Source organism: Erwinia wuhanensis, assembly GCF_030484085.1.
Taxonomy (GTDB): Bacteria; Pseudomonadota; Gammaproteobacteria; order Enterobacterales; family Enterobacteriaceae; genus Erwinia; species Erwinia aeris.
In genome coordinates this window covers 99,151-119,981 of record NZ_JAUJUH010000006.1, presented here as the reverse complement: position 1 = coordinate 119,981, position 20,831 = coordinate 99,151, and the positions used below count along the sequence as shown (strand labels likewise).

Genomic DNA, 20,831 nt, shown 5'->3' with positions numbered 1-20,831 from the left:
TCTTAGCGTTGGTCGTAAATGCTTTTAAGAGTAATGCTATCTCCCAGCGCCTCCAAAGCTAATGAAGGCGCTCCAACAACTTTTACATTTCTGATAAAATCTGATGGCAGATAACGGTAAAGTCGCCAGGAATCTGGTTTAAGAATCATTCTTGCTAAACCATATCCTGAAAGAGATATGTCAGCCACACTATATGTGGCACGGCCTGTAGTCGCGCTGAAACCGAGGAATTTGGCAGTTTTCACATAACCACTACGCAAGAATCCTTGTGTATCATTCTGATTAATTTTTATATTTTGAAAACTTTCGTATACATTATTTGCTCCATGCAAAACTATAGTTGCTCCTGCAATAACACCTATTACATTACCGGTGAGTATAGAAGTCACCACTATACCTGCTCCGGCCACTATTTGTCCGGTCCCTATAATCACACCCACACCGTTAATAAAATACCCCCATGTTCCGAGACTATTGGTCAGCTCTGCTGACACCACAACCCTGGCATTTTTAATATTAAGAGAAAGGCTCTGCTCACTAATAAACGCTTTTTCCTGATGTAGATTATCCAGGAAGAACTTGCATTCTCGTTCACTACTGGCTCTGTTAATCGATTTCAGCTGTTCTTCTATAAAACTGCCCATTTCACGATTAAAATTTTCGCGTAATATCAGGCTTTTGATATGCCGTATTCCAGCCTGTCTGGCCATGTCTCTGAGCGCATCCGCCTTACCCATTGCCTGTATGCGGTAAACTTTTTTAAAGCGATTCTTATCCAGATAGTTATCCATAACGATTCCTTGTTATCAGTGCCAAAAATGTATACCACAGCGGTAATGTCAGGCACAAAGCTACGGCGCTTAACCAGAAGCTGAAAATTTGCTTCTGCATAAAACGGGTCTATTCCCGCTGGCAGGTAGGATTTCTGTGCCTATGCCGTTTACAAATTAGCGATTACAGGAAAGATCAACAAACCGGTATAGGAGGGATAACGCTGCATGGGAGCGTTATATTTGGCATATGAAAGGCTATACAGGATGTGGCACAGGATTATTTTTTCGGGGCCCAGAAACGCCCGGCAGCTCGAGCAGAGAAAAGAGAGATACACAGGCTATGGATTTATTCGGATGCCGTAATCCAGGCCCAACATTGCTGGCGCGAACCCCAAAAAAATTTGTGAAAAAGGCAGCCCGTCCTCTTCGTGAAGTCAGGCAAAATCAGGCTGGCCTTCCCGCATGTAAGAAGACATAAGCGACAAGGCTACACAACCTGTGGAAAAGCGACCGCACAGGCAGAAATCTGAGTGCTTTCCAACCGAAAATTAAATTTTCTTCACGTATAAGCAACCGATTTCCGTATCCTCGTCAGTCGAGTTGAACTATTCTTCAGAGGCGACACAGGTCGCCTTTTGCTTGTAGCATTTCTATTACAGGAGTTACTTCCGATGACGACAGGAACCATTCGCGGCTGGACGCGTCTGCTGGCGCCTTTTATGGCGCTGATGCTGGTGTTTCAGCTAACGGGTTGTGGCGATAAAGAAGCGGATCAGCGCAAAGCCTTTATCGATTTTCTGCAAAATACGGCGATGCGCAGCGGCGAACATCTGCCCGCCCTTAGTGAAGATCAGAAACAGCGTGTCGGTAATTACGCCAGCGACTACGCTATTGTTTATGGCTTCTCCCAGCAGGTTAACCGCGCGGTGGATAACGGTCTGAAGCCGGTAGTGGATGAATTGTCTGCTATCCGTGCGCCGCAGGACTACCTGACCCGTCGCGATTCTCTGCGTCAGGCCAGCGGTTCGCTGGAGGTGCTGGCACAACAGATCCAGACGGCGAAAACGCAGGCCGACAGCAGCAAAGCCGGGCTGAAACAGCCAGCGGAGCTGAAAACGGTGTATGACAACCTTTATAACAAGGTCGTCACGCAGCCAGCCGATACGCTGCTGCCGCTGCTGCCTGCATTACAGAAGCTAAGCCAGGACGCGGTGCAGACGGGCGATTTCCTGCAGCAGCAGGGTTCGCAGGTGACCTTTAACGGTCAGACCATACAGTTCCCGACCCAGCAACAGGCGACCCAGTACAACACGCTGATGAGCAATATTTCTGCCAATGCGCATGCGCTTGGTCAGGCGCAAATCGCGCTGCAGGGCCAGTAACATTTTGCTGCGGGCCGCTCGCTTTAAACGGCCCGCCTCTTCTTCCGCTCAACAGCCCTTATCAGTCACAGACAAGTTTCGCTCAACAGCCCTTTTCAGCCACAGACCATTTCGGCTCATCAGCCCTTCACAGCCACAGACCATTTCCGCTCAACAGCCCTTATCAGTCACAGACAATTTCCGCTCAACAGCCCTTCTCAGCCACAGACCATTTCGGCTCATCAAACCTTCTCAGCCACAGACAATATTAGCGGTTGCCCAGCCGCTGTAAATAAATTGTGAACCACATCACGTATCAGGCATAAAGTCCCGAAAACAAAGTGTGATATCAATCACATAACACTCCCAGGCAAGCCCATTTAATAAACAGCATCAGCCTGTTTTTTGTCCTTTATGTGATCGGCTTCACGTAAAAACCCCCTGTTCACCGCGCTATGTGGTGATAGAGATCACACTTTACCCGGTGGCTACGCAGCGCTGCGGACGCGTGCTAGAGTCCGCCTGCACAGGGCAACGTTTTAAACAAAAATCAGCGCGCTCTCTTGTCGGCGCGTACCAATAAGGGGTGTGCTTGTATGTCCTCATCAGATATCAAGATTAAAGTGCAGAACTTTGGTCGCTTTCTGAGCAACATGGTAATGCCAAACATCGGCGCCTTTATCGCCTGGGGTATTATCACGGCGCTGTTTATTCCAACCGGCTGGCTGCCAAACGAAACCATGGCCAAGCTGGTTGGCCCAATGATCACTTATCTGCTGCCGCTGCTGATTGGCTACACGGGCGGACGCCTGGTCGGCGGCGATCGCGGCGGCGTAGTAGGTGCCATCACCACCATGGGCGTGATCGTCGGCGCGGATATGCCGATGTTCCTCGGCTCCATGATTGCCGGGCCGCTGGGCGGCTGGGCGATCAAGAAGTTCGACCGCATCGTTGACGGCAAAATCAAAAGCGGCTTCGAGATGCTGGTCAACAACTTCTCTGCCGGTATTATCGGGATGCTGCTGGCGATCCTGGCCTTCCTGGCTATCGGCCCGCTGGTGCAAGGCCTGTCGCATATTCTCGCCGCTGGCGTGAATCTGATGGTGCAGAATAACCTGCTGCCGCTGACTTCCATCTTTGTTGAACCAGCGAAAATCCTGTTCCTGAACAATGCTATCAACCACGGCATCTTCTCGCCGCTGGGCATTCAGCAGGCCAGCGAAGCCGGCAAATCTATCTTCTTCCTGATTGAAGCTAACCCAGGCCCCGGCATGGGCGTGCTGATGGCCTATATGTTCTTCGGTCGCGGCAATGCTAAACAGTCCGCTGGCGGCGCGGCTATCATCCACTTCCTGGGCGGTATCCACGAAATCTACTTCCCTTATGTGCTGATGAACCCGCGCCTGATTATCGCCGTAATCCTGGGCGGTATGACCGGCGTCTTTACGCTGACGCTGCTGAACGGCGGCCTGGTTTCTCCGGCCTCTCCGGGTTCTATCCTGGCGGTGCTGGCGATGACGCCAAAAGGCGCGTACTTTGCGAACATTGCTGCGATCGTAGCGGCTTTTGCCGTCTCTTTCGTGGTTTCCGCTATCCTGCTGAAAACCAGCAAGGTGAAGGAAGAGGACGATATCGAAGCGGCAGCGCGTCGCGTCACTGAAATGAAGGCGCAGTCCAAAGGCCAGACCGTGTCCACCGCCATGGCCACCGATGCCATGAACGGCGACCTGAGCCACGTGCGTAAAATCATTGTTGCCTGCGATGCCGGTATGGGCTCCAGCGCCATGGGCGCAGGCGTGCTGCGTAAAAAGGTTAACGATGCCGGACTGAGCAATATTTCCGTGACCAATACCGCTATCAACAACCTGCCGGGCGATGTGGATCTGGTGATTACCCACCGCGATCTGACCGAGCGCGCGATACGTCAGGCGCCGCACGCGCAGCATATCTCGCTGACCAACTTCCTGGACAGCGGCCTGTATACCGACCTGACTTCGCGTCTGGTGCAGGCAAACCGCAGCGAGGGCCACCGTGAAAAAGTGACCGCCGCGCTGAGCGACAGCTACGACGACGGCGAGCAGCATCTTTTCAAATTGGGCGCAGGCAACATCTTCCTCGGCAATCACGCTACCGATAAAGAGCAGGCGATCCGCTTTGCGGGCGAGCAGCTGGTGAAGGGCGGCTACGTGGAGCCGGAATATGTCGATGCGATGCTGGATCGCGAGAAGCTCACGCCAACCTATCTGGGCGAATCCATCGCCGTGCCGCACGGCACCATCGAAGCGAAAGATCGCGTGCTGAAAACGGGCATCGTGTTCTGCCAGTATCCGCAGGGCGTGCGCTTCGGCGAGGACGAAGAGGATATCGCTAAGCTGGTTATCGGCATCGCGGCCCGTAATAATGAGCATATTCAGGTGATTACCAGCCTGACCAACGCGCTGGATGACGACAGCGTCATCGCCCGCCTGGCGACGACCAATGACGTGCAGGAAGTGCTGGATCTGCTGTCAGGCAAGCCGTCAGCGTAAGCGCACCGGATATTACCCCAGGGCCGGGCATGCCCGGCTCTTTTTCGGGTCGGGCCTGTCCGGCCTTTCATTAATATGGGAAAAATTATGAAAGCTCTTCATTTTGGCGCCGGTAATATCGGTCGTGGTTTTATCGGCAAGCTGCTGGCGGACGCGGGCGTACAGCTCACTTTTGCCGACGTTAACCAGGTGGTGCTGGATGCGCTGAACGCCCGTCACGAATACCCGGTGCACGTGGTAGGCGAGCAGGCGCAGGTAGAAATCGTTAAGGGCGTCAACGCGGTCAACAGCGCCAGCGACGAGATTATTCCGCTGATTGCGGAAGTGGATCTGCTGACCACGGCGGTCGGCCCGCAAATTCTGGAACGTATCGCGGGCGGCATCGCCAAAGGGCTGGTGCAGCGTCATGAAAGCGGCAACGCGCGCCCGCTGAATATTATCGCCTGTGAAAATATGGTGCGCGGCACCAGCCAGCTGAAAGACCACGTGCTGAAAGCGCTGCCGGAACAGCATCACGCCTGGGTGGAAGCGAACGTCGGCTTTGTCGACTCGGCCGTGGATCGTATCGTCCCACCGTCCGCCGCCGGCACCACCGATCCGCTGGAAGTCACGGTAGAAACCTTCAGCGAATGGATCGTCGATAAAACCCAGTTTAAAGGCGAACCGCCTGCCATTGCAGGCATGGAGCTGACCGATAACCTGATGGCATTTGTCGAGCGTAAGCTTTTCACGCTGAATACCGGCCATGCGATTACCGCCTATCTGGGCCAGCTGGCAGGCCACGCAACCATTCGCGATGCCATTCTGGACAAGAAGGTGCGCGCCATCGTTCAGGGCGCGATGGAAGAGAGCGGCGCGGTACTGATTAAGCGCTACGGCTTTGAAGCGGCAAAACATGCCGCCTATATCCAGAAAATTTTAGGCCGTTTCGAGAATCCTTATTTGCAGGATGATGTGGAGCGAGTGGGACGTCAGCCGCTGCGCAAGCTGAGCGCGGGCGATCGCCTGATCAAGCCGACGCTGGGCACGCTGGAGTATCAGCTGCCGCACGACAATCTGGTGAAAGGTATCGCCGCCGCCCTGCACTACCGCAGCGATCAGGATCCGCAGGCGCAGGAGCTGGCAGAGCTGATTAACCGTCAGGGCGTGCAGGCCACGCTGGCGCAGGTTTCCGGCCTGGAGGCCGAAAGCGAAGTGGTGAAGGCGGCGGTCGCGGCCTGGAACGAGATGGCGTAACGGCAGGCCGGGCCAGTAGGCGGCCCGGCTTTTCCCGCCACGTTGAGTACGGTTTTACGGATAAAATGATGCAGGCTCTGATGGAAAAACCCCAGGCTTTTGAAAATCGGGTGCTGGAACGCCTGAACGCCGGCCGCACGGTCAAAAGCTTTTTCGCGGCGGCCGTCGAGCTGCTGGGCGAAGCGATCGATCTGTTGGTGGTACAGGTGTTCCGCAAGGATGACTATGCCGTAAAGTACGCGGTAGAGCCGCTGCTGTTGGGCAACGGCCCGCTGGGCGAGCTGTCGGTTCGGCTGAAGCTGGTGTATGGTCTGGGCGTGATCGGCCGACATGAGTACGAAGATGCCGAGCTGCTGCTGGCGCTGCGTGAGGCGCTGAACGACGACGGCACCGACTACCGCTTTACCGACGACGAGCTGCTTGGCCCGGTTGGCGAGCTGCACTGCGTTGACGCGCTGCCGCCCCGCCCCGATTTCAGCAGCGCCGATGCCGAACTGCGCGCCATGCTGCAACAGCGCTACCAGCAGATGGTACGATCGACGCTGGTGCTGTCGCTGACGGCGCTGATTTCCCCTATCGGCACCCGTCAGGCTTTCAAAAAGTAACCCGCGCTTCCTGCTCTTCCCTGCGCTTTCGTGTATCCTTGCCCCATGATCCACTCTACGGTTAATGATAATGAAAGAACAAATCCAGGCAGAAATTAAAATGCTCAGCGACAAGTTGGATGCCCTGACGCGTAAGGAGCCGCTGCTGCTGGAATCCGGCGATGCGGAAAAACTCGGCGAGCTGCTGAAAGAAAAAGAGAAGCTGGTTATCGAGCTGGAACGCCTGCGCGGCGCACGCGAAGAGAAGCTGAGCAAAGAGGCGCAGAAGCTGAAACAGCTGCCTTTTAACCGTGCCATCACCAAAAAAGAGCAGGCCAATATGGGCGCGCTGAAGAAAAGCGTACGCGGCCTGATCGTGGTGCACCCGATGACCGCGCTGGGCCGCGAAATGGGACTGACCGAGGTAACCGGCTTCGCGAAAGCCGCTTTTTAATCCTCAGGCGGGCGCCAGCCGCGCCCGCTTTCTTAAAACCGCCAGTTAACGCCAGCCGTCGCGCTCCACGGCGATTCAATATGACGTCCCTGCATATAACCTGCGCTAACGTGCAGCGAAAGCGTTGATGACAGCGCCGCTCTGACCCCTGCCTGATAAACGCCCCGGCTGCCGCTCAACTCGTTTTTGAAAGACTCGCCGTTTATCCTGACGCGATTTTTAGTCACCGTTTCCCTTTCCAGGCCGATGCTGGCCCAGGGATGCAGCAGCGTTTCCCTGACCTGTATCGCATACTCCGTTCTGACGCCGACAGCGCCCGTCAGCGATCGCTGCGGCCCGATGCGCGCCTTCATGCCGTTATTCAACGACAGCGTGCTGCTGTTGCTCGTAAAACCGGTTACGCCGATCCACGGCGTGACTTTCGCCGCCCCGACCAGAAAGTGTTTGCCCGCCCTGATGCCGGTGCCGATGCCCGTGGTATTAAAGCTGCCGTTGGCCGCGCCGCCGCTGGTCATGCGCGCGCGCACCTCGTGCGTAAAGCGGTTGAGCTTGAGAACGCCATCCAGCCAGTAGCCGGTATCATGCTGCCAGCTGCCGTAAAACCCGCCGGACCAGCTGTCGATATCCGCCTTGCCAATCCCTTTGCCGCGAAAACGCATATCGCTGTGACCATAGCTGAAGAATACACCCTGCCACGCCGCGCTTTCCGCTCCCTGCTGCACCCGATCGATGCCGATAGTCAACGAGTTGAGGCTGAGCCGATAATCCGCGCCCGCCTCGTTGCTGACGTTCAGTCGACCGTTGCGCACCGTGCCCCAGACGTTATGGTCATGTTCAGGGAAGTCGCTATTGGCAAGGCGCTCGCTGAGCGTTTCCAGCTCCTGACGGAATATCAGCGGATCGACGGTCGCTACCGACAGCACCGCCGCTGCGGCAGGCGTAATGACATAGTCAGCGGGCGGCGACGGCTCTACGGCCGCCTCCTCTCCGGACGTCCCGTCCTGCTCGTCTGGCGTCACATCCGGCTGGTTATCAGGTAAAACGTCTGCCTGATTATCCGGCTCGTCTTCATCCTCTGTCGGCGCGTCCGTTTGCGCGTCGTCAGCCGGGGAAGGTTTTTCCGCCTCCTCATCCGAATCTGGATCTGGATCGTCTTCGGCCTCCGCTTTATGCGGCGTCAGCGACCAGCCGCCCTGGCCGTCAGCAACCAGATAATATTGATAAGTACCCAGATCCACGACCTCACCGCTGTTCGCCAGCGCAAACGTCGCGTCGCCATCGCCAATCTGGATAACCTGAAGGCTGTCGCTGTGGGTTGGGCTGACGCCGTTGTCGATCACATAAAGCGCGAAATCACCGGTCGCGCGGCCCGTCACCGTCAAAAAATCGCCCTGCAAGGCGGAAATTTTCGTATCCATCAGAAACGTGCCGCTGCCGGACAGCGTTTTCAGGGTCAGCGTGGAATAGCCTTTGGGATCGTAAATAACCGTGCCGCCTGCCAGGGCGACATCGCCCAGGGCAAAATAATACTCGCCGCTAAAGGAAGCGTTGCTGGAAAGGTAGACCGAGCCGGACACGTGATAGCTCGCCTTATCCGTATCGGCGCCGGTAACGATAATAAGGCGCCCTGCGTCATTTACCGTAATATTCCCCTGTAATGAGGACAAAACTTCAGGATTGATATTATTAGGCGTAACAATCAGCGAGCCATTTATGGTGGCATTATTAATAGTCCCGGAGTTCAGATTTCCATATCCATTGCTGTTTATGGTTAAATTTTCCGAGTAGGCCTGCCGGGTGCCGCCCAGAAAGTACGTCCCGCCATTGATAACGGTATCGATATCGCTGCCTTCAACATTGACGAAATAGCCGCTGTTTAGCGTTGTATTTAGCGTTTTCCCGGTCTCCATCCAGAAACGTCCGGCGTTAACAGTGGTGTTTTTCATTACCGAACTGGAACCTTCCATATAAATATGGTCCAGCTTACCGGCATTAATCGTCCAGCCCTCCGTCTGCACATAATTATTAATAACAACAAGCGCAGCGCTTTCAATCAGCGCGTTATTCGACAGGGCGTAGCTGTTCGCCTGGCCTGCCAGCAAAAAGGCGCTGCCCGATTTTACCGTCGTCGCGCTATCCTTGCCGCCGTTGTTTTGTAACTTCCCACCGTTGTTCACCACGGTACTGTCAGCGACGCCGCCAGCGTTGATTATCTGCACGCCTCCGGCATCGATAGTGGTATGCATAGTGGTCCCGTATACCTGCTGCGTGCTTTCCCCATCGGCACTGCCGATGATTTCGCCCTCCACCAGCACGCCAGCGGCGACGTTTTCCGTAAACGCCACGGATACCTCAGGAAGCAGCAAAAGGATGAACGAAGCCGCGACACCTGATAATATCGATTTTGTCGTTTTCATGATTGCTCATTTTCCATCAGAAAATAAAATGAATGAAACGACGCGCGGTATGTGTTGACGCACATACCGCTTCCCACCCGCTTGCTACCGGCCAGAATGTTTCATTCGATTGTTTTAACGCTACAAATTAAGCGTAAATACTATTCATAAATCCCCACTCTTATCCTTATATAAAAGAAAGATAATTTCCTGATATGCGCGATATAATCACCCTGAAACAAAACAAATTAAAGACATCCGCCTATCACAGAGGAAACTTTATTTTAACAGAGTATCTTTATACCAAAACAGGGCGGAAAGAAAAGCGCGCTTTTACGGCGTTTATTTTCGGAGAAAAAAGATAAGATAAGAAAAAGAAAGGAGATTAACGTCATTACCAGGAAAACTCCTGGCAATTTTTATCGTAAAAAAACCCGCACGGGCGGGCTTTTATCGTCTTTATTTTTTCGTCTGCTGTGCCGCCAGCGTGGTAAACCACGGTGCGACGAAATCGGTTGATTCGCCCCAGCCAGGAATAAGCTTATTCAGCGTGGCGACATTCACCGCCTGTCCGGCCAGCTGCTCCTGCGTGATAGCCGATGCCTTGAACTGATAAGTCGCGGGCGTTGCTTCGCCTGCCAGCTTGTTCGCTATCAGCCGCATATTGACCGCGCCAATCAGTTTGCTGTCCACCGCGACCGTCTGCTTCCAGGGGCTGTTTTTCTCTCGCATCAGCTGGAGATCCTGGTTAGAGGCATCGATGCTGTAGAGTTTGATCTCGGTCCGGCCGTTTTCCTGGAGCGCTTTATAAGCGCCCTGGGCAAAAGCGTCCCAGGCTCCCCAAATCGCGTCAATTTTGCCTTTAGGGTATTTAGCCAGGATCGCGCCCACCTTGTTCGCGGTATCGCCCTGCACGTCAGAAGAGACCGCGCCGATAGATTCCAGCTGATGGATGCCCGGATTGGCCTGCAGCACTTTTTCATAGACCACCTGACGGCGCTCCATGGCCGGAAAGCCCGCGACCCACAGCTTGACGATATTGGCTTTACCGCCGCTGTCTTTCACCAGGCGATCGAGCGAAAGCTGCGCCAGCGACGCGTCATCCTGCGCGGTCACGGTTACGCCCGCTATCGGCTGATTAACCGGCGTGTCGAACACCGACACTTTAATGCCCGCATCGGCAATACGCTTTACCAGCGCCGTTGCGTAGGGATCTTTGCCGTGCGACAGAATGATGCCGTCATACTTCTGGCTGATGGCCTGCTCCACAAAATCCTGAAAGCGGGCGTCGTCGCCGTTGCTCAGAAAGGCGCTGACCTTAAAGCCCAGCTGGCGGCCCTGCTGGATAGCGCCCGCGACAAACTGGGTGGTGTTGTCGTCAGATCCCAGATTGCGGATCACCGCCACGCGAACGGGGCCGTCATGGCTGGCGATAGCGGCAGGCACCGCAACCGTATCGGCAAAGGCGGTAGTGCTGGTCAGCAGGCTGACGGCCAGCAGTGAAAGCGTTAATTTTTTCATCGTTATCCCTACGCCTGGCGGCGCTGAATGTAAGTGATTGCCAGCGCAGCGGCCAGCACCAGACCTTTGATAATATCCATGGCGTAATAAGGCACGGAAAGCATGACCAGACCGTTTTGCAGCACGCCGAGGATCACCGCGCCCAGCAGCGTGCCCAGCGCATTCGGCTTGCCGGAGCCGGCCAGCGACAGGCCGATCCACGCCGCCGCAACGGCATCCATCAGATAGCCGCCGCCGGCATTCACCTGCGACGAACCAATGCGCGAAGCCAGCAGAATGCCGCCCAGTCCCGCCAGCAGCGAGGCGAGCACGTAAGCCAGTACGCGATAGCGATTCGTGCGAATGCCGGAAAGCCGCGCCGCTTCCGGGTTGCCGCCGATGGCATACATGCGGCGGCCATGCTTTGTCAGCGACAGGCCAAGCTGCGCCACCACGGTAACCACCAGCATAATGATAACGATGGTTGGCACCTGGCCCAGTAGCGAAAAGTCCGGCGGCACGATCCCTTCGGCCATCTCGCCGCTTGGCATCACCATATTCTCCGTGACAGAGCCGCCGAAGCTCCAGGTCATCGCCACGCCCTGCACGATAAACAGGCTTGCCAGCGTGGCCAGCATATCGGGAATTTTCAGCACTACGATCAGAAAGGCGTTAAACAGCCCGACCAGCGTGCAGAGCAGCAGCGTCAGCGTTATCGCGGCTGTCGGGCCAAAGCCGTACCAGACAAACAGCGAGATCACCAGCGAGTTTGCCAACGATGCAGTAGATCCCACGGAGAGATCGAAGCCGCCAATGGTCAACGAGATCGAGACGCCTACGGCAATCACCGTCACAATGGCGATGGCGCGCAGAATATTGATGATATTGGCTGGCTCCAGAAAGCTGTCCGAGGCCAGGCCGAAGGCGGCGATCAGCGCCACCACCGTTAACAACATTCCCCATTTATAAAGGAATTCAAACAGCTGGTGACGCAGCCCAGGCGTCGCCTTCAGGGAAAGTTCTTTGCTGCTCACGCAGGGGTTCCTCCGGTGGAATAAAGTAAAAGCGTTTCTTCATCAGCCTGACGCGCATCCATCTCCGCCACGATTTTACCGTCCCACAGCACGCAGATGCGGTCGCATAGCCCTACCAGTTCGGCAAACTCGCCCGAGGCGTAAATAACCCCTTTTCCCTGGCGGGCCAGCGCGTCGATTAGCGTGAAGAGATCGGTTTTGGCCTTGATATCAACGCCCTTGGTTGGCTCATCAAAAATCAGGACGTCAGCGTCGTTGCGCAGCCATTTGCCGATGGCCACTTTCTGCTGATTACCGCCGGAAAGACGGCGCAGGGATTGTTCCGGGCCGAGAGTGCGCACGCCCAGCTGTTGAATAATCTCTTCGGCCCAGCGCCAGGCCTGCCGGTGACCGAAAAGCCCCCAGCGGGAAAAGCTGGTGTCCGCGCTGATGCTAAGGTTCATTGCCACCGACTCGTCGATAAAAATGCCCTCTTTGCGGCGCTCCTCCGGGATCAGCGCCATGCCGTTCGCTACCGCAGCGGAAGGCGAAGTGGGCCGCCACGGTTTGCCATGCAGCTCGCCCCGGCCGATGCGGCTTTTGCTGGCGCCGAACAGCGCTTTGCACAGCTCCGTTTTTCCCGCGCCCGCCAGGCCGGCGATACCCAGGATCTCTCCCTTGCGCAGCGTTAAAGAGATATTGTGCAGCAGCGCGTCGTCGTGCAACGCCTCGACATGCAGCAGCGTTGCGCCGTTGCTGGCCGGACGACGCGGCGGATAGATATCCGCCAGCTGGTGACCCAGCATCTTTTCCACGATTTGTTCGCCGCTCAGCGCGCTCATCGGCACGGTTTCAATCAGGCGCCCGTCGCGCAGCACCGTAAGCCGATCGCAAATCGCGCGCAGTTCGTGGATACGGTGGGAGATAAACACTACGCCGATACCGCTTTTTTGCAGGCGGCGAACCACCGCAAACAGGCGTTCGCTTTCATGCCGATCCAGCGGCGCAGTGGGTTCATCCAGGATCAAAAAGCGGCAGTGATGGGAGAGCGCACGGGCCAGCAGGATTTGCTGTTTCTCCGCCAGCGTGCAGCGATCGACGCGGCGATTGACGTCAATATCCACCTCCAGCTGTGCCAGCAGCGCGCGAGCCTGGCGACGGATAGCACGCCAGCGATAAATTTGTCCGCCTTCGGCCAGGCGATCCAGCATGATGTTTTCCGCCACGCTGAGCGTGGAAACCAGCGCCACATCAACTTCCTGCTGCACCAGATGAATGCCCAGCTTCTTTGCATCACGCGGAGAACGAATCGATACCGGCTCGCCATCCAGCAGGATATCGCCGCTGTAATGCTCATGGGCACCCGACAGCACGGCCATCAGCGTTGATTTTCCTGCGCCGTTAGCGCCGGTCAGCGCATGAATACTGTGGCCGTCAAGGCGAAAGTCGACGTCGGTCAGCGCGGCAAAACCGCCAAAAGCGATGGCGATCTGCCGCATTTCAAGATGGTTCACTGCGGTCATAGCGAGCGCTCTCTGAAGGGTAAGCTGCCTTATTTTTTAATGGATTATCACGACAGGCAACGAACGAAAGGAGATAAGCTAACACGAAATGTTATTAGCCATCCAGACGCCCAGCCATTTAAGCGGTTAAAACCAGCGGCATCCCGTTACGCAGCATGAACAGAGGTAATCAGAAGATTAAGCAGGGTTTCGCTCGGTCAGGACGGCGAGGAAAAGTACAGAAAAGAAAAAGGTGAAAACAAAAGACCGCCAGCATCCAACAGGATCGGGGAAACAGACGCAGGTCACCCCATCAGCCGTCGCTGGCGTACATTCGCCAGTCATTGCGGCAACCGCAGTATGGACGCACCGTTAACAGTAAAAGAATTTTAATGATGGTTTTCATATAGCCGCGCGTTCGTTTTTCAGAAAACGGCGAGTAATTTCGGGCAAATAGCAGCCAGGCTATATTTACTGGTTACTTAACAAGGCTTATTAATTCCGCCTTGAATATGACCGCAGTTATCCAGGATTATTTACATAACTTTGGATAACCGCGGCCTCTCTATAGCTTCAGGACTTGTGGTGTCTTAAGTTATCAGGGGCGAGATCCGGAATCGCCAGGATAAACGCAACCATATCCGGGGACATAAATACCATCAGTACCACACTGACCAGCTTTATATTGCGTTTGAGATGAAGACATCGTGGCATATGACAAGGTTGATACCCCAAAAGACAGACATGCACCGAGTAACAATAACTTTACTAATTTCATATTTCCTCCAGAGTTTAAAGTACCTAAAATCAATAAAATTATTAGCATAATAAGTATGAGCAGTGTCTAAACACTTGCCTGATACCACAATGAGGCGAAGGGCTTTATGCTCGGTTGATAAAATCCAGATAACCTTTATTCTTCTTTAATAACAGCACCTTACTTATATTATTATTATTTTATATCTGTCAAAAGGGCACCGAAAAATGTTCTTATAAAGTGGCGGATTTACTGTAAAAAATGAAAAATCGAGATGGTGCAGGAAGCTATTGTTTGTAGCAGTTGAATGTACGCTCCGTATAGGCTAATTTCTGTGTTAACAGATTAAATTCCTTAACAACCATTTATTTTAACAGGCGTTAATCTTACGTACCATCTGGTAAATGCATAGCTTTTATGCCGATAAAAATTATGATATTGCAACGCATCAGCCATTTTCATACAGCCGTCCCTTTTTTAACGAGATAAGGGACGAATGCCAGTTACAAAAGCTTAATTTTTAATATCGTCTTAACAACAGCAGACTAAAACCTCCTTAAAAAAAGTTCCTGTCAAAAAAAAGGACGATTAATAATGGCGCTTCAGGATAATATTAACGCCGCTCTTAATAAAAAATTAGAAAGCAGTCAGGCAAGAAAGGCTGGCGGGGGATTTTTACGGCAAAAAAATACCCCGCTAACTTAGCGCCAGCAGGGTATTTATCAGACGCTTAGCCTACAAACGCCTGTCGTTTTCGTCCGGAACGGGCTTATTTAGCCGCAGCGAAATTCTCTGCTGCCACGTCCCAGTTAACCACTTCCCAAAACGCTTTGATGTAGTCAGGACGTTTGTTCTGATATTTCAGGTAGTAAGCGTGTTCCCACACGTCCAGGCCCACGATTGGGGTACCGGAAGCGCCAGCGATCGCTTCGCCCATCAGCGGGTTGTCCTGGTTAGCGGTAGAGACTACAGCCAGCTTGCCGTCTTTCTTAACCAGCCACGCCCAGCCGGAGCCGAAACGGGTAGCGGCCGCTTTTTCAAACGCTTCTTTGAAGGCATCAACGCTGCCGAAATCTTTTTCGATAGCCGCTTTCAGCTCGCCGCCCAGCGTGGTGCCGGTTTTCAGACCTTTCCAGAAAAAGCTGTGGTTAGCGTGGCCGCCCGCGTTGTTACGCAGTACGGTTTTCTTATCGGCAGGCACCTGATCCAGTTTGGTGATCAGCTCTTCTACCGGCAGGTCAGCGAACTCGGTGCCTTCCAGCGCGGCGTTCGCGTTGTTCACGTAAGTCTGGTGATGTTTAGTATGATGGATCTCCATCGTCTGCTTGTCGAAATGCGGTTCCAGTGCGTCGTATGCGTAAGGCAGGGATGGCAGTGAATAACTCATGTTCATCATCTCCATTGGTTTTTTTGGCAGCACGTCCCGATGGAGTGCCGCGTAAGCAGTCGGATCATTATAGTTAAATTAATGATCTGGAAAAGGGTTATCAATGCCCCGATCTTTATAAGGTTATTATAGACAGCACGCTGGTGAAGGGCGTCAGAACCTTATTGATGACCTACAGAGCAAAATGGTCTAAGCCGTTTACGCCTGACAAAACAGAGCCGACGGCTGCGGCTATCGTCTGTGGCATTGATAAGACAGGATAACTTTCCACATAACTTTTTTCAGGACAGGGAGTTTTGCAAAAGTGAAGATCGGTGAGGTATCAAAATGGCATCCCTTCGTTGATTCTGAAGGAACAGTGTGGGATCTCTCTTTTCTCGACGCACATGAGGCTATCTTTACGCATAAGTGTGAGGGGAAGAAAGATCGGGACTATAAGTTCATTGTCTCTTACTCCTCGCACTGCTTTTGCAAAGATTATCCTGAACAAACAGAACTGGAGAAGCAAAGGCTTATGTACCCTTCTCCACGGGAATCGCGCCCCTTTTGCAAAAGACGATATTTATTAGCTCAACGCTATCTGAAAAATATTATCCTCACCCTTGATAAACAAAGAATTATTCATGCCGGATACGGCAGTTATGCGGTACTCGAAGTACTGGACGAAGAGAGCAGAAGTATTTACTACCATGTTCCGTTCAAAGTCTTCCGTGAAAACAAAAAATTCAGGTTGCACATTACCAGCGCTTACCCAGTCATGGAAAAGCCCGGGGGTAAAAAGGTTGGTTTTTACGTCATTGCTTACAATCTTGCACACAACAAACCTTTACCCCACCCCTGAAATAACAAAACCCACCTTAAGGTGGGTTTCGCCAGAATTTCTTCTGGTATTCAGAATCGCCTTTACCGGACCTGGCCTGACCCTGTTAAAAATGGTTCGGAACCATCCTTATTGGGGTAGCGGGATGTCTGGGCTAACCAGTCTGCTGCATCCTTTGCAGTACCAAAGTACTACGCATAAAGATTAACCAGATTTGATGCGTTGGTCAAATTTGGTTAAGAGAAAACAGGCACGCCGCAGGCGCCGCAATACTCTTTGGGATAAGCGTTGTCGCTTTCCAGTTTGCGTTACTGATGTCAGGCGGGCTGCTGCTGCTGCTGCTGCTGCTGCTGTTAATTTTCAGCCTCGCCCATGGCATTTTTACCTGATTTTGGGCAGGCAAAATGTTCGTTTCGCTTTTCCACCGCACCCCAAGCCGGGCTTTATATTTTCTCCGTGCTGGCACGAAGCTGTAGCGTTACCGGCAGCTCGTTCCAGACCGGCGGATCTTCTCCCTGTAGCGCAGCCAGCAGGCGTTTACCGGCCAGCTTGCCCATTTCGCTGTAGGGCAGCGTCACCGTGGTTAGCGGTGGCGAGCAGACGGCGGAAAGCTGTCCGCCGCCGATACTGGCTATCGCCAGCTGGCTGGGCACCGCAATCCCCGCCGCGTGGCAGGCCATCATCGCACCACAGGCTACCTCTTCCGCCGTGCAGATCAGCACGTCGATTTCGGGCCAGGTAAGCTGAATATCCGCCAGCAGCGCGTGGCCAGCGGCAAAGCCGGGCGGCAAAGGCGACGTTACGACGCGATGCGGCGACAAATTATGCGCCAGCATCCCGCTGTGCCAGCCGTTCAGCAGCTGGCTGAACAGCGTGTTGCTGGTTTGCGTGCAGAGCAGACCGGGATGACGAAACCCTTTCTCCACCAGCGCCTGTACCAGCAGCCGTACCGCTTTGGCATAGTCGACGCCCACGCTGATGCCCGCCGAATCATGATGCACGCCGCCTATGTCGATAACCGGCAGGCCGGAGTTGCTCAGCAACCGATGCGCCGCCTCCACGTTATCAAAGTTAAAATGCACCATCGCCGCAGGATTGTAAGAGAGCAACATTTCTATCAGCTCGTTCTCGCCCGCCGCAGAATGGTTGGCCTCTGCCAGCATGACGTTGTATCCCTCAGGCCGCAGTATCGCCTGTAACGCTTCCGACACCGCCGCGCAGCCTGGCGTAACGAAAGAAGGCACCACCATCGTGATTAGCTTTGAGGAAGCCGACGCCAGATTGCGCGCCTGCACGTTAGGTACGTAGCCCAGTTCGGCTATCGCCGCCTCAATCCTTTCACGAATATCGGAAGAGACTTTTTCCGGCATCCGCAGCGCGCGTGATGCGGTCATCGTACTGACGCCAACCAGACGGGCGACATCGGCCAGCGTACTTTTCCCGGTACTGCGCCGCCGTTTTTCTGCCATGCATTCTCCTGCAGCCAGCTGTTTCAACTGGACGCAGCTTAAAACCAAAAGCCCGGTCGCGCCACGTTAAAAGCGATCCTTCACCTTGTTATGCGAGGCGGCGCAGAAAGGTTGCAGGCGGCGCTCATCCTTGTTTCCCTCCGGGCCAGGCGGCATAAAGCGCCGTTGATTATGCTTCGTGTGCAGCAGAAATGTTAGCGATAACACATATTTTAACATTGCTGATGTTAGCGCTAACTTTTGCGACAACAATCACGGAAAAGCGTACAGAAAACCGCCTAAAGTGCAGGCAGACCCTTACCGGAGAGCGAACATGCTGTCGAACTGGCTTCAACCTGAAAATATTCAGCTGACCGAAAGCGTCGGCCACTGGCAGGAAGCAATCCGCCAGGTTGCCGCGCCGCTGCTGGCGCAGCAGGCTATTACGCCGGACTACCTAAAGGCGATTTTCCGCTCTCATGCTCAGCTTGGCCCTTACTACGTGCTGGCGCCCGGCCTCGCCATGCCTCATGCGCGCCCCGAAGAAGGTGCGCTGAAAAACGGGCTTTCTCTGCTGCGTATTAATCAGGGAGTCAGCTTCGACAGTGCTGAAAACGATCCCGTATACGTGGTGATCCTGCTGAGCGCCGTCTCCGGCGAAGAGCACATCAGAATGATCGGCGAACTGGCAGGTTTGTTCAGCGACGACTTCCGTCTACAGCAGCTGCTGTCGGCGACCACGCTGTCGGCCCTTGCGGCCGCCGTTAGCGATCCCTCTCTGGAGAAAACCTCATGAAAAAAGTGCTGATTGTGTGTGGCAATGGTTTGGGCAGCAGCTTTATTGTCGAAATGAACGTGAAAAAAATCCTGGCGGAACTGGGAAAGACGGCGGAGGTCAGCCATACGGATTTAACGACCGCGCGCTCGGAACCGGCAGATTTAATTTTAAGCGCCCAGGATATCGCCGATCGGCTTGCCGATCACGAGGCGCAGGTATTTGGCCTGAGCAACCTGCTCGATAACGCCAGAATTAAAGAGATCCTGGCCGAGCACTTATAAAAACGCGGCAACTCAAACGCACGGAGTCGTTTATGCTTCAGTTTATTATTAATGACGTTCTCGGAACGCCAGCGATTTTGGTCGGCCTTTTTTCCCTGATCGGCTTATTGCTGCAAAAGAAAGCTTTTTCAGAAGTCATTTCCGGCACGCTGAAAACTATCATGGGCTTTTTAATCCTGATTGCCGGCGCTAACCTGATTGCGACAACGCTGACGATATTCAGCCAGCTGTTTGAGCACTCTTTTAATATTCAGGGCGTGGTGCCCAATACCGATGCAATGGCCGCGCTGGCGCAGAAAAGCTACGGCACGGCTACGGCGATGATTATGGTGTTTGGGATGCTGATTAATATTCTGCTGGCACGCATTACGCCGCTGAAATATATCTTTTTAACCGGCCACCATACGCTTTATATGTCTGCGATGCTGGCGGTGATCCTGTCGGTCGGCGGCTTCAGCGGTTTCTGGCTGGTGGCAACCGGCTCGCTGATTTTAGGCGCGATGATGGTGATCAGTCCGGCTATCCTGCAGCCCTTTACCCGCAAGATTACGCGTTCCGATGATTTGGCGCTGGGCCACTTTGGCTCGACCGGCTACCTGCTGGCGGCGCTGGTCGGCAAGGTGGTGGGCAAAGGCAGTCCTTCCACAGAAGAGCTGAAGGTGCCGAAAACGCTGAATTTCCTGCGCGACTCATCGGTGGCGATTTCGCTTACCATGATGATCCTGTTTGTGGCGCTGGTGCTGGTGGCCGGCAAAACCTTTACCGAAAGCCAGGTCAGCGGCGGTCAGAACTTCCTGGTTTTTGCCGTTATCCAGTCCATTACCTTTGCCGCAGGCGTTTATATCATCCTGGCGGGCGTGCGGATGGTCATAGCGGAAATCGTGCCGGCTTTTAAAGGCATCGCCGACAAGCTGGTGAAGGACGCTAAACCGGCGCTGGACTGCCCGACGGTGTTCCCCTTCGCGCCCAATGCGGTAATTATCGGTTTTCTGTGCAGTTTTGCCGCCGGTTTGATCAGCATGTTCCTCTGCCCGCTGTTCGGCCTGAGCGTGATCGTACCGGGCCTGGTGCCGCATTTCTTCTGCGGCGCAACGGCCGGCGTCTATGGCAACATTACCGGCGGTCGCCGTGGCGCGATGATTGGCGCTTTCGTGCAGGGCCTGCTGATCTCTTTCCTGCCGGCCATCCTGCTGCCGCTGATGGGCGAGCTTGGCTTCGCTTCCACCACCTTTGGCGATGCGGATTTCGGCGTAATCGGCATTATCCTCGGCAAGCTTATCGCTCTGTTCCATTAAGGCCGCATAACAGGACAACTTCCATGAACGCGAAATTTTCACCTTCTTTAATGTGTATGGATTTAACCCGGTTCCGTGAGCAAATAGAGGCAATGAATGATAAAGCCGCTTTTTATCATGTCGATATTATGGACGGCAGTTACGTAAAAAATATTACGCTGTCGCCGTTCTTTATCGAGAACCTGCGCAAAATAACCGATGTGCCGATTGATGTGCATCTGATGGTTAATCATCCGGAAGATATTATTCCAATGTGCCTGGAGGCGGGCGCGGACATTATCAGTTTTCATCCCGAAACGGCGAATAACAAAATATTCCGCCTGCTGATGCAGATTAAAGAAGCGGGTAAACGCTGCGGCGTGGTGCTTAATCCGGCCACGCCCGCGGCAGCCATTATGGAATATGCGCATCTGCTGGATAAAGTTACGGTAATGTCAGTGGATCCGGGCTTTGCCGGGCAGCAATTTATTCCGCAAACGCTGGATAAAATTCGTCAGCTGATCCGGCTTCGCGAACAGCATGGCTGGCGCTACCTCACGGAAATCGACGGCTCCTGCAATGCGGCCACCTTCGGGCAGATTGCAGCTTCCGGCGTCGAGGTGTTTATCGTCGGCACCTCCGGACTGTTCAGCCTGGCGGACGATATGAACGACGCCTGGGCGCGGATGGAAGCTAACTTTTCTCAGCAGATCGCCGCTGCCTGAGCAAGCTTTCCGGC

General features: G+C 54.1%; 17 protein-coding genes. 10 read left to right on the top strand and 7 right to left on the bottom strand.

The features are described from left to right. Positions 1-2 precede the first annotated feature (2 nt). Positions 3-791: a DUF4225 domain-containing protein gene (locus QZH36_RS15295; protein WP_301730583.1), complete on the bottom strand. Its 789-nt coding sequence runs from the start codon at positions 789-791 to the stop codon at positions 3-5. 653 nt (positions 792-1,444) lie between these two features. On the opposite strand from QZH36_RS15295, the gene QZH36_RS15290 reads away from it, so the two are divergent. From QZH36_RS15290 to QZH36_RS15270, 5 genes are all read left to right on the top strand, one after another. Further along, complete coding sequence (locus tag QZH36_RS15290; protein WP_253456659.1) at positions 1,445-2,155, top strand: DUF3053 domain-containing protein; 711 nt, start codon at positions 1,445-1,447, stop codon at positions 2,153-2,155. Positions 2,156-2,730: 575 nt separating this feature from the next. After that, the gene (locus QZH36_RS15285; RefSeq protein ID WP_301730582.1) at positions 2,731-4,662 is read left to right on the top strand and encodes a PTS mannitol transporter subunit IICBA; all 1,932 of its coding nucleotides are present in this window, start codon (positions 2,731-2,733) and stop codon (positions 4,660-4,662) included. An 87-nt stretch (positions 4,663-4,749) separates the two neighbouring features. Continuing rightward, a complete protein-coding gene (gene mtlD, locus QZH36_RS15280) occupies positions 4,750-5,898 on the top strand; it encodes a mannitol-1-phosphate 5-dehydrogenase (RefSeq protein WP_301251543.1) in 1,149 nt (382 codons plus the stop codon). A gap of 65 nt (positions 5,899-5,963) precedes the next feature. Then, positions 5,964-6,503 carry an MltR family transcriptional regulator gene (locus QZH36_RS15275; protein WP_253456667.1) on the top strand — a complete coding sequence of 180 codons (540 nt, stop codon included), beginning with the start codon at positions 5,964-5,966 and terminating at the stop codon, positions 6,501-6,503. Between the two features lie 70 nt (positions 6,504-6,573). Continuing rightward, on the top strand, positions 6,574-6,936 hold the full coding sequence (locus QZH36_RS15270) for a YibL family ribosome-associated protein (RefSeq protein WP_253456670.1): 363 nt from the start codon (positions 6,574-6,576) through the stop codon (positions 6,934-6,936). Between the two features lie 32 nt (positions 6,937-6,968). Here QZH36_RS15270 and QZH36_RS15265 read toward each other — a convergent pair whose 3' ends face one another. The 5 genes from QZH36_RS15265 to sodA all read right to left on the bottom strand — a co-directional run bounded on the left by QZH36_RS15265 (position 6,969) and on the right by sodA (position 15,491). Then, entirely contained in the window at positions 6,969-9,353 is a 2,385-nt protein-coding gene (locus tag QZH36_RS15265) for an autotransporter outer membrane beta-barrel domain-containing protein (RefSeq protein WP_301730581.1), read from the bottom strand. 438 nt (positions 9,354-9,791) lie between these two features. After that, positions 9,792-10,853: a sugar ABC transporter substrate-binding protein gene (locus QZH36_RS15260; RefSeq protein WP_301251546.1), complete on the bottom strand. Its 1,062-nt coding sequence runs from the start codon at positions 10,851-10,853 to the stop codon at positions 9,792-9,794. Between the two features lie 8 nt (positions 10,854-10,861). Beyond that, complete coding sequence (locus QZH36_RS15255; RefSeq protein WP_253456679.1) at positions 10,862-11,866, bottom strand: ABC transporter permease; 1,005 nt, start codon at positions 11,864-11,866, stop codon at positions 10,862-10,864. Beyond that, positions 11,863-13,368 (bottom strand): sugar ABC transporter ATP-binding protein, encoded by a 1,506-nt coding sequence (locus tag QZH36_RS15250; RefSeq protein WP_301730580.1) that lies wholly within the window; start codon positions 13,366-13,368, stop codon positions 11,863-11,865. Before QZH36_RS15250 ends, QZH36_RS15255 begins: the two co-directional genes overlap by 4 nt. A gap of 1,505 nt (positions 13,369-14,873) precedes the next feature. Continuing rightward, the gene (gene sodA, locus QZH36_RS15245) at positions 14,874-15,491 is read right to left on the bottom strand and encodes a superoxide dismutase [Mn] (protein WP_253456685.1); all 618 of its coding nucleotides are present in this window, start codon (positions 15,489-15,491) and stop codon (positions 14,874-14,876) included. 304 nt (positions 15,492-15,795) lie between these two features. Between sodA and QZH36_RS15240 the strand changes: the two genes are divergently transcribed. Then, positions 15,796-16,332, top strand: a complete 537-nt coding sequence (locus QZH36_RS15240) for a YjaZ family protein (protein WP_301730579.1) — start codon at positions 15,796-15,798, stop codon at positions 16,330-16,332. A gap of 422 nt (positions 16,333-16,754) precedes the next feature. Here the strand turns inward: QZH36_RS15240 and QZH36_RS15235 are convergent, their stop codons facing one another. Further along, on the bottom strand, positions 16,755-17,780 hold the full coding sequence (locus QZH36_RS15235; RefSeq protein WP_301730578.1) for a LacI family DNA-binding transcriptional regulator: 1,026 nt from the start codon (positions 17,778-17,780) through the stop codon (positions 16,755-16,757). Positions 17,781-18,093: 313 nt separating this feature from the next. On the opposite strand from QZH36_RS15235, the gene QZH36_RS15230 reads away from it, so the two are divergent. The 4 genes from QZH36_RS15230 to alsE are packed head-to-tail and all read left to right on the top strand — an operon-like array spanning position 18,094 to position 20,817. Further along, positions 18,094-18,555 (top strand): PTS sugar transporter subunit IIA, encoded by a 462-nt coding sequence (locus QZH36_RS15230; protein ID WP_301730577.1) that lies wholly within the window; start codon positions 18,094-18,096, stop codon positions 18,553-18,555. Next, complete coding sequence (locus QZH36_RS15225) at positions 18,552-18,818, top strand: PTS sugar transporter subunit IIB (protein ID WP_253456698.1); 267 nt, start codon at positions 18,552-18,554, stop codon at positions 18,816-18,818. The genes QZH36_RS15230 and QZH36_RS15225 overlap by 4 nt, the downstream gene beginning before the upstream one ends. A gap of 32 nt (positions 18,819-18,850) precedes the next feature. Further along, complete coding sequence (ulaA, locus tag QZH36_RS15220; protein WP_253456701.1) at positions 18,851-20,113, top strand: PTS ascorbate transporter subunit IIC; 1,263 nt, start codon at positions 18,851-18,853, stop codon at positions 20,111-20,113. 23 nt (positions 20,114-20,136) lie between these two features. Further along, the gene (gene alsE, locus QZH36_RS15215) at positions 20,137-20,817 is read left to right on the top strand and encodes a D-allulose 6-phosphate 3-epimerase (RefSeq protein ID WP_253456703.1); all 681 of its coding nucleotides are present in this window, start codon (positions 20,137-20,139) and stop codon (positions 20,815-20,817) included. The last annotated feature ends 14 nt before the right edge of the window (positions 20,818-20,831 follow it).

What these genes read in the sequence shown, in the direction of transcription:
- QZH36_RS15295 (WP_301730583.1), bottom strand. Translation starts at nt 791, where the DNA reads ATGGATAACTATCTGGATAAGAATCGCTTTAAAAAAGTTTACCGCATA.
- QZH36_RS15290 (WP_253456659.1), top strand. Translation starts at nt 1,445, where the DNA reads ATGACGACAGGAACCATTCGCGGCTGGACGCGTCTGCTGGCGCCTTTT.
- QZH36_RS15285 (WP_301730582.1), top strand. Translation starts at nt 2,731, where the DNA reads ATGTCCTCATCAGATATCAAGATTAAAGTGCAGAACTTTGGTCGCTTT.
- mtlD (WP_301251543.1), top strand. Translation starts at nt 4,750, where the DNA reads ATGAAAGCTCTTCATTTTGGCGCCGGTAATATCGGTCGTGGTTTTATC.
- QZH36_RS15275 (WP_253456667.1), top strand. Translation starts at nt 5,964, where the DNA reads ATGATGCAGGCTCTGATGGAAAAACCCCAGGCTTTTGAAAATCGGGTG.
- QZH36_RS15270 (WP_253456670.1), top strand. Translation starts at nt 6,574, where the DNA reads ATGAAAGAACAAATCCAGGCAGAAATTAAAATGCTCAGCGACAAGTTG.
- QZH36_RS15265 (WP_301730581.1), bottom strand. Translation starts at nt 9,353, where the DNA reads ATGAAAACGACAAAATCGATATTATCAGGTGTCGCGGCTTCGTTCATC.
- QZH36_RS15260 (WP_301251546.1), bottom strand. Translation starts at nt 10,853, where the DNA reads ATGAAAAAATTAACGCTTTCACTGCTGGCCGTCAGCCTGCTGACCAGC.
- QZH36_RS15250 (WP_301730580.1), bottom strand. Translation starts at nt 13,368, where the DNA reads ATGACCGCAGTGAACCATCTTGAAATGCGGCAGATCGCCATCGCTTTT.
- sodA (WP_253456685.1), bottom strand. Translation starts at nt 15,491, where the DNA reads ATGAGTTATTCACTGCCATCCCTGCCTTACGCATACGACGCACTGGAA.
- QZH36_RS15235 (WP_301730578.1), bottom strand. Translation starts at nt 17,780, where the DNA reads ATGGCAGAAAAACGGCGGCGCAGTACCGGGAAAAGTACGCTGGCCGAT.
- QZH36_RS15230 (WP_301730577.1), top strand. Translation starts at nt 18,094, where the DNA reads ATGCTGTCGAACTGGCTTCAACCTGAAAATATTCAGCTGACCGAAAGC.
- QZH36_RS15225 (WP_253456698.1), top strand. Translation starts at nt 18,552, where the DNA reads ATGAAAAAAGTGCTGATTGTGTGTGGCAATGGTTTGGGCAGCAGCTTT.
- ulaA (WP_253456701.1), top strand. Translation starts at nt 18,851, where the DNA reads ATGCTTCAGTTTATTATTAATGACGTTCTCGGAACGCCAGCGATTTTG.
- alsE (WP_253456703.1), top strand. Translation starts at nt 20,137, where the DNA reads ATGAACGCGAAATTTTCACCTTCTTTAATGTGTATGGATTTAACCCGG.